Below are 403 nucleotides of genomic sequence, written 5' to 3'. Positions count from 1 at the left end.
GAGGCGTACGGGGACCCGACCCTGCTCGGCTCGGTGCTCTCCACGCTGCGCGAGAACGCGCGGCGGGCCGGACGGCTGCACGAGGCGCTGGAGACCGGCTCCCGCGCGCTCGCCCTCGCCGAGCACTCCGGCGACCCGGCCGCCGCCGCCTTCGAACGCGGCAACCTCGCCGAACTGCGACTGCTCCTCGGCGAACCCGAGCCCGCCCGGGTCCTGGCCGAGCAGGCCGTGACAGGCGCCGAACCCTACGACGCCTGGTGCTTCCCGTACGCCCTCACGACGCTGGCGCGCGTGCGCGCCCACCTCGGCGCGACGGCCGAGGCCGCCGCCCTCCTGGACCGCGCCGAGAGGGTCGCCGCCGCGCACGGCGACCGGCAGGCCGAGCACGAGGGCCGCACCGCCC

Annotated in this window: 1 pseudogene; it reads left to right on the top strand. The window is 78.4% G+C overall.

Annotation, left to right across the window (positions count from 1 at the left end):
* Nucleotides 1–403: pseudogene (locus G3I42_RS29295) on the top strand (LuxR family transcriptional regulator); the annotation flags it as partial.

This window comes from Streptomyces sp. SID11385 (assembly GCF_010548245.1).
GTDB lineage: Bacteria > Actinomycetota > Actinomycetes > Streptomycetales > Streptomycetaceae > Streptomyces.
The sequence above is the reverse complement of the archived record's forward strand: the minus strand, read 5'-3'. Positions and strand labels throughout refer to the sequence as shown.